This is a genomic window from Allocoleopsis franciscana PCC 7113, assembly GCF_000317515.1.
In the GTDB taxonomy this organism is placed as follows: domain Bacteria; phylum Cyanobacteriota; class Cyanobacteriia; order Cyanobacteriales; family Coleofasciculaceae; genus Allocoleopsis; species Allocoleopsis franciscana.
The window spans coordinates 3,269,681-3,281,713 of sequence record NC_019738.1 but is presented as its reverse complement, the minus strand read 5'-3'; the positions used below and the strand labels follow the sequence as shown (position 1 = coordinate 3,281,713).

General features: G+C 47.7%; 5 protein-coding genes. 1 reads left to right on the top strand and 4 read right to left on the bottom strand.

All coding sequences use genetic code 11. The features are described from left to right. Positions 1–91 precede the first annotated feature (91 nt). On the top strand, positions 92–2,992 hold the full coding sequence (locus MIC7113_RS13695; protein ID WP_015182764.1) for a GAF domain-containing protein: 2,901 nt from the start codon (positions 92–94) through the stop codon (positions 2,990–2,992). On the opposite strand, the gene MIC7113_RS13690 is transcribed toward MIC7113_RS13695, so the two are convergent. The 4 genes from MIC7113_RS13690 to MIC7113_RS33345 all read right to left on the bottom strand — a co-directional run bounded on the left by MIC7113_RS13690 (position 2,985) and on the right by MIC7113_RS33345 (position 11,931). After that, positions 2,985–3,911, bottom strand: coding sequence for a hypothetical protein (locus MIC7113_RS13690; RefSeq protein ID WP_015182763.1), 927 nt, complete (start codon positions 3,909–3,911; stop codon positions 2,985–2,987). The two genes, MIC7113_RS13695 and MIC7113_RS13690, sit on opposite strands and share 8 nt — an antisense overlap. A 69-nt stretch (positions 3,912–3,980) precedes the next feature. Then, positions 3,981–5,333 (bottom strand): DUF58 domain-containing protein, encoded by a 1,353-nt coding sequence (locus MIC7113_RS13685; protein WP_015182762.1) that lies wholly within the window; start codon positions 5,331–5,333, stop codon positions 3,981–3,983. A gap of 134 nt (positions 5,334–5,467) precedes the next feature. Next, positions 5,468–6,796 (bottom strand): response regulator, encoded by a 1,329-nt coding sequence (locus tag MIC7113_RS13680; protein WP_015182761.1) that lies wholly within the window; start codon positions 6,794–6,796, stop codon positions 5,468–5,470. Then, the gene (locus MIC7113_RS33345) at positions 6,793–11,931 is read right to left on the bottom strand and encodes a PAS domain S-box protein (RefSeq protein ID WP_015182760.1); all 5,139 of its coding nucleotides are present in this window, start codon (positions 11,929–11,931) and stop codon (positions 6,793–6,795) included. Before MIC7113_RS33345 ends, MIC7113_RS13680 begins: the two co-directional genes overlap by 4 nt. Between the last annotated feature and the right edge of the window lie 102 nt (positions 11,932–12,033).

Here is a 12,033-nt window from a genome sequence, read left to right as displayed (position 1 = left end):
GCGATAACTACAACAGATTTGACAAATACTCTGAATTTTTTCATCCTCTATCCTTCATACTTCATCCTTCCTTTGAAGGGTTTTGAAAATTATGAGTCAGCAAAATCAACAGCCCCACAACGACGACCAACTCGTTGCATTGGGTCGAGTCCTTCAGACCTTAAGGGAAGAGGAGAATGCTGACGTTCTCATCGAGACGACCCTGGATTACCTCACCCACGAGTTTAACTATGGCCTGATTTGGATTGGTCTTTATGACCGTCTCGAACACCGCTTATTTGGCAAAGGCGGTGTCACTCCCAATGGAGAAACCCTATTTCTCAGGCAATGGTTCAACCTCAATCCCGGCGATCTCCTAGAGCAGGTCGTAATCCAGCAGCGACCCGTGGGCGTCCCGGACTTGCGCCAAGAAATCCGTGCCGGAGAATGGCGTCGAGCCGCTCAAGAGTTTAACATTCAGGGCACGCTCCTGTTCCCGTTGCGTTGCAAGGATCGATGTTTTGGGGTGGTGTTATTGGGATCACACCTGTGGGGCGTTTCCCCACAACCCGATGAAAAAGCTCAGTTGTCGTTGCTCCTAGGCGGATTAGCCGCAGCCTTATATCAAATCGAAGTGGACTGGCAACGTTCTTCGATCAAACGTCCCGAACAGGCTGTCTTTCAAGTCCTCGATGAACTCATGCAAGTGTCTACCGTCGTGCCTCGTCTGGAGGCGTTGATTAAGATGACACAACAATTTATCACCCCCACCCGCACCAATCTCTACTGGTACTCACCCGAACAACGCTACTTTTGGCAGCGAGTCGGCAACCGAGAACGCATTCCTCGCTTAGGAAGCTCCCGAACCAATGCTCCTGGTTTGACGGTAGCCGAAGTTCACGACTTTTATCAAGCCCTTGCCGCTGGTCAATTAGTGACGATTGGTGCAGGTCGCAGCCTGCTAAAATCTGACATTACCGAGCGTTTACTGGGACGATTACGCGCCCGTTCTCTGTTGGCAGCACCCATTCAAGCACAGGGAGAACTCTTAGGTTTTCTGTCGGTGGAAGACAGCGAAGCTCGGATCTGGGAAGAGGCCGAACTCAAATATGTTCGCGCCGCCGCTCAACTGGTGACGCTAGTGGTGGGAACGGAGGAACTCGAAACCACCCTGCAAGAAACTCAAAACAACGCCCAGTTTGCCGCCGAAATTGCCCAAGCCATTGCTCGCAGCCTTGACCTGAATACGGCGCTCAAGGAGTGCGCGAAGCTGCTGTGTACCCGCCTAGATGCCGATCGCTTTTTAGTCCTGCAAGAAGAAGAAAGGGGTGAGTTTACTTTGGTCTTTGGGACACAACCTTTAAATCGCCGTCCTCTCGCCTCTCCCTTTGCGGCTGTTTCTCCCGAAGATCGACAGTGGTTGTTCAATAACGCTGAGGCCGTATTCATTGAAGACTTGGATTTGGATTGGCGACTGCGCCCATGGCGGGAAGCCTTTCAGCTTGTGGGTGTGCGCTCACTTCTGATTTGTCAGACATCCAAGTCCAGCCATTACAACTCGCTCAACCCAGCCAAGGGTTCTCCGTTACTGGTGATTGCGGATCGCAAGCCCCGCACTTGGAACCCCACACAGCGCTCTTTGGTGAGTATTGTCGCCCAACAACTGAATCTTTTGCTCTTGCTGGGTAATTATACCGAAAGCGCTAAAAAGTCGTTGCTTGCCCAAGAGACGCTGCAAGTCGGATTATCCACTCTCTTCCAAGCCCCCCAAGACCCGATCCAATTAGAGCGCATTGGGTTAAATTATTTAGCGAATCTTTTGGAATGCCCTCTGGCGGCTTTAATCACTTGGATACCGGGCAGTGAATGGGGCACGATTGCCGCAACGGTTGTGGCTGATCCCGCTTTTGCCCTGCCTCCAGATCTGGCGATCCCCATCACCAGCGATCGCTTAATCCAAGATACCTTAGCGGCTCGTCATTTCCTCTGTTGTAGTGTGACTGAACTGACGGCATTTACCCGCAACTGGCTCAATAGTCCTGCCATTGGTCAGTTGTTGGCGATCCCGTTGCACGCCGATGCTACACCAACGACCGGGATTGTCCTGTTCGCCGATCAGGAGGAACGGCAGTGGCCCACCCATCTGCTGAGTGCTCTAGAAATTCTCACCCAACAGTTTACCTGGCTTCGCCATTACCAATACACTCTGACGCAGTACACCCAAGGGGTAGAAGATTTACAAACGCTGAACTGGTATAAGCATCGGTGTTTGGATATGCTTCAGCAGTCTGTGCGTGAGAGTGTGAGTGCCTTGCTGGAATTGGACGCTCAGAGGCTGCCACCGCCTAGTACGGAAGAAGGTCAGGATGCCCAACCACAGGAGGCGGGTCAAGGTCATGCACAAGGGGCAATGCCTGGGAGTGCATCATTACAACAGATGCGGCGAAAACAACTCCTGCATCAGATGGAACAAGCTTTGGCGTTGCTCAGGCCAGTCCTCCAGGACGAGCAATGGCAACTAACCGTCAAACCGCGTGCCATACCCCTGGCCAATCTTCTAAAGCGATCGCTCCGTCGTGTTGAACCGTTATACAAGCAGCACCAGCTTGGTTTACAAGTTTATAACTCAGCCAACAAGAGCATTTATGGCGATCGGCTCAAACTGGAATGCATCCTGTTTGAATTGTTAGTCACCTTCTGCATTCATGCTCAACCCGGTAGTCGGATTAACCTTTGGTGCAGTCCTTTTAGTACACAGTTCAAAACCACCCTGATCTCTCCAACTTCCCGTCCGTTTCAAGAATTGTTAATTGCTGAAAGTGGGGTGTTAGATGAGTGCCTCCAAGCCGTTACCTCCTCTGCGCCCCTGCCACCCCCTAGCTTGAATCTGAAGATTTGCCAACGAGTTTTACAGGTGTGGGGGGGGGATTTGCAATTTTACCCACTTGCTTTTCGAGTAGCTTCCGAGGAGTACCGCTACTCCACTCGGTTGCTGATTCCTTTGGCTAAGTGATATCCGTTGAAACGTATGGAACGCTAGGGCGTAACCTCAAACCCAAACCCTCTCGACGCAAGCGTAAGTTATAGTAAATCACAGCTTTTATGACTTGGAAAAAAGGTAGAAGTATGACAGCATTTAATAAAGTGATTGCCCAGGAAAACATCTCAACTAAGATGGAATCCATTAGGGGATACGACGATATCAAATCTGCCATTAATCGAGACGTGGTAAAATTGATTAATTCCACCCCTAAATAAAGTAATATTTCTAAGGGTAAAAACAAAAAAAAGGATACAATAATTATTATTTGAATTTTCCAAAAATATCCTTTTGTCAGTTTCCAGCTCCGGCATAATGTTGTGATTAAATTAATGTTGGTTTCTGAAGCTAATGGTACTTCTGAAATAAAGAATCGTGAATAAAGCCACAGTGTCGGCGCAAACAAACAAGCTAAAAATACTAACAATATTAGCAATAAAATAATCAAGAAAAATATCGCACTCAAAATATTATTTCTGACAAAAACTTCATCAGCAATTGGGTCAAAGGAAGCCATTACTTGTTCCATGCGAGTCATGGCTAAGAATAGGCCAGTCAGAATGAAAGATATGATTAGTGTGAGCAACAGTAAGACAGAAAGTAAAATAGCGGCGAGTAAAAAACTCCAGGTTCGAGGTTTGATATAGCGTCTAGCATCTTTAATACTCTCCGTTTGACTCATTAACTCACAGAAGGCTAAACGCGAAATCAGTGCAGAATTTACTAAAAATTTAGCCCAGCCATAGACAGGAACCAATAGCCATAAATAGGCGAGTAAAGACACTTTTAAATACAATTGTAAATTGGCACGATACAGGTTAATCGTCACATTCACAACGTTGCCAATACTGAGCGGCTGTATCAAAGGAGGAGAGTTAAGGTTTTCAGACATGAGAAAAGATATTTTGTTCAACCAGATTTTAGGGGAAAAAACTGTGGGACATTGACCAACGGATGAAAGTCAAAGCAAATTTCGAGCCTTGAGTTGCAGATACCGATCAACCAGTTGTTCACTAATCTGATTGGCGGGTGCATCCAAAACCAGAACCCCTTTTTGCTTGAGTTGGGCAAACGCAACCTGACGCTGAGTGATTAAATCGAGAGCTACAGCACGAGTATAGGCGGCTGCAATTGTGCGGTTGGCATCTGCATCCCCCCTCTTGATTTTTTTCCCCTCTTGATTCAGGGGAGTATGAGCGATCCGATCCACTTGGGGATCGCGGAGTGCCACACAAAAGGGTAAGTAGCGGGGCGTGAGGCGTCCGAGGGCGGAAAGCAGTTCAACCGAAGCGGTGGCATCCACAATATCTGTAATCAGAACAACCAAGGCGCGGCGGGTTTGTTGATTGACTAACTTAGTGACAGCACCCACATAGTCGGGTTCAAGTAAGACAGGCTGAATCGGGGTGAGGCGTTCAATCAGTTTCGATAGCTGATGTTGACCCCGTTCCGGAGGAATCCAGGAGGTGACTTCGCGATCAAAAACACCAATTCCCACCCGATCGCCTCGATGTAATCCCGCCAACGCCAGGGATAGCGTGGCATTTAAGCCCCAGTCGAAGCGCTTCAGCCCTTGCACTTGTGCCGTCATCAGGCGTCCCCGGTCGAGTAAAATAATCAGGGTTTGCTCCCGTTCTGGTTCCAAGACTCGTATGAGGGGGCGTGAACGACGGGCGGTGGCTTTCCAATCAATCATACGGGTATCGTCCCCAATCCCATATTCCCGGAGTTCAGAAAATTCCGTCCCTGCACCCAATCGTCGCGCTTGGCGCATGGTGCCGGTATTTTCTAAGGTGAGACGAATCGAGAGCGATCGCAACCCGACTAAATCGGGATAAACTGCCACTTTCTGACTGGCTGGAATCTTCCAATCATGCCATGCCAAACCCCACCGTCCCAGTTGCCGCAGCTGAATCGCCCCCCACTGAAACTCCCCGCGACTATCGGGGTGAATGGTATAGGTGAGTTCCTGAGAACTGTTCGGTTCTAGAGTGGCTTCTAATAGGGGTTGAGAAACCTCAAATTCCAAGGGATAGTAATCTCGCAGGCGAATCTTCGCCCCCCGATTTCCCGATTGTACGGAAAGCACAACGGGATTATCCCGCCCGATGGAAAGCCGATGCAAAGGTTGGCGCGTGACTTGCACTCGGTGAGGTTTTACTCCTAGTCCATCCCAAACGGCGACGCCTAACACTAAGGTATCGAATAGAAGGGTAATGAAAATACTGATTTGTGAATCAAAAATGATGGCGACAACGATGGTGAGCGCAATACCGAGCAATAAGAGTAAATAGAGGCGTTGAGCGGGAATCATATTTTTAATCAGTTAATAATTATCTAACTTGCTGATTTCAAGGGCAGAGATTGATTATGAGTTGGGTAGTCTGCCCGTCCTCCTCATGTCAGTTCATGCATCACAGCTTCAGAACGAGAGCAATTTTATTTGAGTTACTTTTCTGAGGCTCTTGGTGTTTCCGAATCATGGAGGAGTGTTATCGATAAAGTAAAGTAAAAACTTGTCCCCAAATCAGGGTCAGATTCTACCCAGATGTGTCCTCCGTGTCGCTCAACAATCTTTTTACAGATGGCTAAACCAATCCCCGTACCAGGGTACTCTTCCGAGGTATGTAAGCGTTGGAATACCAGAAAAATCCGTTCAAAGTCTTCAGGTTTTATGCCAATGCCATTGTCATGAACTCCAAATACCCATTCCCCAACCCGATTGTATTGACAAGTTTGGCGCTCAGCAGGCATCATCAGGGGATTTTGTTCTCCTCCCATATCCGTTGAGCCGGAATTCTCAACTTCCCTGGCAATTCCTGCTCTACAATCTTTGTACTCTAAGGAAATTTTCACCTGAGGCGGGACTTCCGGGCGGCGAAATTTAATCGCATTGCATATCAAGTTTTGGAACAACTGTGTTAGTTGGGTAGCATTTCCCACGACGGTTGGTAGTTCTTCGTGGGTGATTGCAGCACCACTAGACTCGATCTCCGTTTGCAAATTGGTCAGAACCTGTTGGAGGATTTGATTACAGTCAAGCGGTTCAACTTCAAGTGCCTTTGTGCCAATTCGTGAGTAATTCAACAAGTCTTGAATTAGCCGCTCCATCCGATTCCCCGCCTCGACAATGCGAGTGATATATAGCTCAGCCTTTTCGTCGAGAACTCCTTGGTATTTTTGGCTGAGTAAATAGGTAAATGCCTTGATAATTTGCAGTGGCGATCGCAAGTCATGGGCGGCAATATAGGCAAATTCTTCTAAGTCTTTGTTGGAGCGGAGCAGTTCTGTATTGGCTTGCACGAGTTCAATATTCAATTGCTCAAGGCGCAGATTTTGCTGCAAAAGTTGTAGATTTTGCTCGTTAATTCTCTGCTGCTGGCGCACGAGGGTGAGTTGATTCTTGACACGAGCTAAAACTTCTTGAGTTTTAAAGGGTTTAGTGATGTAGTCCACTCCACCCAACTCGAAGGCTTTTAATTTATCGGCTTCATCATCCAAAGCGCTCAAGAAAATCACCGGAATGTCTTTGGTAGGAGTATTGGCTTTCAATTGTTGACACAACTGGTATCCATTCATGTCGGGCATCATGATGTCGAGCAAAATCAGCTCAGGCAAGGCTGTTTGCAGTCCAATTAAAGCCATCTGAGAACTGATCGCACTCTTGACTTTATACCCGGCATCCATCAGCGTGGTAGATAACAGACGCAGGTTATTGGGTTGATCGTCAACAATTAAAATATACTTTGAGCTAGGATCAGCGCTTAGTTCATTCACAGAGCAGTGGGTTGAGTAAGTTCCATCATTCGATCAAAGCGAAAGTCATCGATCAAATCCGTGAGAGCGATCGCTAATGAATGATGAGACTCAGGAATTTGGGCGATGAGCTTATACATGAGTTCCGCATCAAGGCTTCTGGCTGCCTGATGGAGTTGAACGATCCAATCAGCGGGCATAACAGCCAAGGCTTCTGGTGTTAGCGGCGGCTGGGGGACGACTGACTGGGATGAGAAGGTAGAATCTCTATGTTCATATAGATAACACACCCCCAGATGTTGTGATATTTTCTCGAAAATTATTTCCGCCCGGAAAGGCTTGAGGACAAAATCGTCACAGCCAGCGGTTAAAAAGCGTTCGCGTTCCTCTTCAAAAGCACTGGCAGTGATGGCAATAATCACGGTAGCCCAGTAGGAGAAACTCAATTCTCCACAAAGATGATTCAACCCCTGTGCGGCCTGTTGTCTCTCCCTGGCTCTAATTTGTTGGGTTGCCTCATACCCATCCATCACAGGCATCCGGATATCCATCCAAATCAGGTGAGGTTTCCAACTTTCCCACAGGGCAACCCCTTCTTGCCCATTCTGGGCTTCTCGCACCTCAAAGCCTAGGGGTTCTAGCAGATTCGTTAAGAGTTTGCGATTTGTCAACTGATCCTCAACCACTAGAATGCGATACCTGGGTTGGTCAGGTGCGAGGGCAATCACCTGCGCCTTAAGCGGTTGAGGAAAAATCTGGGCAGATGGGGCAACGCTAACTCGAACATCAAATTTAAAAATTGTCCCCCCCCCTACAACACTACTGACTGTAATCTCTCCTCCCATCATCCGCACAAATCGTTGGCTAATGGCTAAACCCAAACCCGTCCCTGATTGAGATTTTCTTCCCGTTTGAGTCTGGACAAAAGGATTAAATAAACTATCAATCTCTTCGGGGGCAATCCCAGTGCCAGTGTCTTCAACTTCAAACCGCAAAGTTGCAGGTTGCAGATGGGGAGATGAGTTTGAAGGTTCAACCGCCCAGCATTCAGCCTGCAATTCTCTAACGACGCGCAGCATTACCTGCCCTGATGGAGTAAATTTAATCGCATTTCCCAATAGGTTAATCAAAACTTGGCGCAATTTACTCTCATCGGTATGAATATATTGAGGAACATCCACTGTACGTTCAAAGATCAGCTTTAAGTGCTGGTTAATGGCCTTGAGTTGAAACATTTTTTCCAAGGTATCGAGTAGGCGATATAGGTCGAAGCTATTTTCATCCAAGGTGAGCCGACCCGCCTCAATTTTAGACATGGACAAAATGTCATTGATCAATGCCAGTAAATGCTCACCCGAACGATTAATGATTCCTAGATATTCCTGTTGTTGGGGGGATAGGGAATGGGTTTCATGCCCAAGGGATGTTCGCTCATGGCTCATCAGTTGGGTGAAACCCAAAATAGTATTGAGGGGGGTGCGGAGTTCATGGCTCATGTTAGCCAAAAATTCGCTTTTGGCCTGGTTGGCGGCTGCGCTTTGCGCCGCTGCACTAACGGCTGCTTCTTTGGCTTGTTGGAGTTGAGCCTGAGCTTGTTTGCGCTCATTGAGTTCAAGTTCTAACTGACGATAAAGTTCAGCTTGCTGAATCGCGATCGCCACTTGGGTTGCTAATTGCTGAAGTAGATTTACTTCCCACGATTGCCAAGACCGAATATGGCTACACTGATGAATAATCAGCAGTCCCCACAACGGAGAATTTTGCATATTTAAGGCTAAATTTTGCCTCGCCTCTAATCCAGCATGGCTGTGCAAAATAGGAACAGCAAGTCGGGATTTTACCCCCAATTCTTGCATGTCTTTCATTAGACAGGAGGCCGTTTCATCGAGGGTAATGTCGGTAATAATTCTCGCCTTGCCTTGACAGTAGCTTTGATAACAATCTACAGGAAATTCTTCATATTTATATTCGTTCCCGACGGTGGAATTCCAACCTGGAGAAACAGATTCGTGGGTGACAATACCGATTTTATCGAGTTCGATGCGGAAGATTAAAGCTCGGTCGGATTGGAGCAGTTGCCGCACTTCATGAACGGTGGTATTCAGAATTTGATCCAGATTTAAAGATTGTCGGATGTGTTGAGAAATCTGCGCGAGTAACCGCTCCCGGTTCATTTGCAGTTGCAGCGCTTCCTCTGCTTGTTTGCGTTCACTAATATCTCGCAGGATGGCAGTAAATATTTTTTCACCTCCCATGGCTAGCATGGAAATTGAGGCTTCAGCGGGAAACTCTGACCCATCTTTACGACGCCCCCAAATCTCCCGCCGGTTTCTCATTCTTCTGGCTTCACCCGCTGATTGGGCAAAGTTGACAACATCTTGACGATGTGTGTCTGCATAACGTGTGGGCATGAGTAAGCTTACGGGTTGACCTAAAACCTCCTGAGGGGTGTAACCAAAAATCTTTTCAGCTCCCTGATTGAACAGGGTAATCTGCTGATGGGCATCAATGGAAATAATCGCATCGTTGGCAATTTCCAGGATACCTGCAAAGCGAGCTTGTGAGGCTCGTAAGGCGTCCTCGACTTGTTTACGCCGCACAATCTCTTGCTGCAACCGCTCGATGGCACTCCCTAAATCTCTGGTTCGCTCTTCTACCCTAATCCCTAGTTCAGCATTGGCCTTTTGCAGCGCCTCTTCAGCCTGTTTACGCTCGGTGAGATCAAAGGAAATGCCAACGAGTCCGATTAACGAACCCGTTTCATCATAAATTGGCGAGTCTGTCACTAAGGCGGGGAAGAGTGTACCATCTCGACGCTGAACCCAAAATTCTCCAGACCAACTTTCCCCCCGACTCAAGCAGGACATAATTTCAGTGGCTTGCTCTTGAGATGCCTCAGAGGGGGTAATTTCTAAGATATTACATCCGATCGCTTCTGTTGCTGACCAGCCATAGAGCTGTTCGGCAAATCGGTTCCAATAAATAATCACTCCGGACAAATCCGTGGCAATGATAGCATGTTCAACGACATCTAAGAGACGTGCCTGAAAATGAATGGCTGACTCAGCTCGTTGGCGTTCAATGATTTCCTGTTGCAGTTGGGCGGTGCGCTGTTCGACCAACTCTTCTAGGCGATCGCGGTATTGTTGTAATTGTGCCTCGACTTGTTTGCGCTCTGTGATATCTTCAATCAGACCCACGGCAAACTGAAACTGTCCAGCGGTATCCCAAATGATAGAAACGGTGAGGTTTCCCCAGATGATTTCCCCATCTTTACGGATAAATCGTTTCTCGATGCAATAACCGTTACGGATTCCAGCCATACACTCTTGCGCTAGAGCTTGCTCAATCAGCGAATCCTCTATATAAGTGATATCGGTGTAGTCTAGGCTTGCCAATTCTTGTGAATTATATCCAATGAATTGTTGAAAGAATGGATTCGTCTGCACGAGTTTGAGGTCGGTGCCAACCACCGCAATCCCTATTCCTGCATTTTCAAAGATGGCACGGAAACGTTCCTCACTCTGGCGTAGTGCCTCTTGAGCCTGTTTGCGATCGGTGATATCCTCGGCAATTCCGGCAATTCGGTAGACTTCATGCCGTTCGTTTTTAATGGGAAAGGTACGAGCCAAAATCCAGCGGATTTGACCATCCGGGCGAATAATCCGATACTCTACATGGGTTGAGTGTCCCTGTAATTGTTGAGCGAAAGATGCAGACGCAATTTCCCGATCTTCGGGATAAAGGGTATTCACCCAGTTGGACGCAGTGGCGTAAGCACTCTCACAAGTGCGTCCCCAAAGAGTTTCATAGGCTGGACTGATGTAAAGTAGCTCCTCTGTATAGGGGTTAAACAGCCAAAACACCGTTTCAATATTGTCGGCTAACTGACGAAACCGCTCTTCACTTTCTCGCAGCGCCTCCTCCGCTTGTCGCCGCTCGGTGATATCCCGTAACGAGACAATATAGACGGGGTTCCCTTGCCATTCGGTTTGGGCAACGCTCATTTCCCCAATCCCGATTTCCCCGCCAGAGCGAATAATGCTCAACTCCGCTACGTCACCGACCAAAACCGGCTCTCCGAAATCATAGTTCATCAAATGTTCTAGGGTTCTGCCAAACAGCTTGGCGGCAGATGGGTTAGCAAAGCGCACAATTCCCTGTTTATCAATAATTAGGATGCCATCGGAGGTACTATTGACAATGGTATTCAGTCGTAATTCGCTTTCTTTGAGCTGCAATTCCACTTGCTGACGTTGCGCCGTTTGCCGATCGCGATCTATTTCGGCTTGCTTGCGTTCTGTGATATCGTCGCTGATACCCGCCACGCGATAGACAGTTCCAGCGTCGTCGCGGATGGGAAAAGCACGAGCACGTATCCAACGAATACTGCCATCGGGTCGCACAATTCGATACTCTATTTCTAGTTCGGCTTGGTGATAGTCCGATAGAGCCGCTTGTTCAGCATTGGCACGTATCCGTTCACGATCTTCGGGATGCATGGTTTCAAACCAAGAATAAGGATTTTGGTAAAAACTCTCGCAGCTACGTCCCCAAATTTGCTCGTACATCGGACTGACATAGAGGAGTTCGCTCAGATCAGGTTTAACCATCCAGAAAACGGATTCGATTTTTTCTGCCAACTGACGGAATTGTGCTTCGCTTTCCCGGAGGGCATCCTCTACCCGTTGACGTTCCTGAATTTCTTGGGTGAATTGGGCATAAATCTGATGTAACTCAGCGGTGCGATCGCTCACTTGTTCTTCGAGTTGAGCATTGAGAAAGCTAATTCGGGCTTTAGCCTGTTGGTGTTCGGTGATATCGCGGCAGGTGTAAAGCACTGCGCCCTCTTGGATAGACACACGCTTGATATTCACCAGCAAATGGTGGGATTTACCTAACTTGTCTGTAATTTCCTGCTGAATATTTCGCAGTTCCCCACAGCTTTCGAGTTGGTGCATCTCGAATAGGTTCTCTCCCAAAAGATGGCGAATGTTGCCGAATTGCTGGATTTCTTGGCGGGAGTAACCAAATATTACATTGGCATTGGAACAAACAAAGGTAAATGTTCCGTTACTATCTGTGATGAAGACGGCATCAGAGATATGGCTCAGAATGAGTTCGTGTAAAGCGTCTGACTTCTGTTCTGCATCCATAGCGCCCTCAACATCCAAAGCTGGAGTAGCACTATCATATCTACTGAACAGGGGTTTCTAAATCTGTGTAAATGTATCGATATATTCCTAAATCCCCCTTGG

What these genes read in the sequence shown, in the direction of transcription:
- MIC7113_RS33345 (WP_015182760.1), bottom strand. Translation starts at nt 11,931, where the DNA reads ATGGATGCAGAACAGAAGTCAGACGCTTTACACGAACTCATTCTGAGC.
- MIC7113_RS13695 (WP_015182764.1), top strand. Translation starts at nt 92, where the DNA reads ATGAGTCAGCAAAATCAACAGCCCCACAACGACGACCAACTCGTTGCA.
- MIC7113_RS13690 (WP_015182763.1), bottom strand. Translation starts at nt 3,911, where the DNA reads ATGTCTGAAAACCTTAACTCTCCTCCTTTGATACAGCCGCTCAGTATT.
- MIC7113_RS13685 (WP_015182762.1), bottom strand. Translation starts at nt 5,333, where the DNA reads ATGATTCCCGCTCAACGCCTCTATTTACTCTTATTGCTCGGTATTGCG.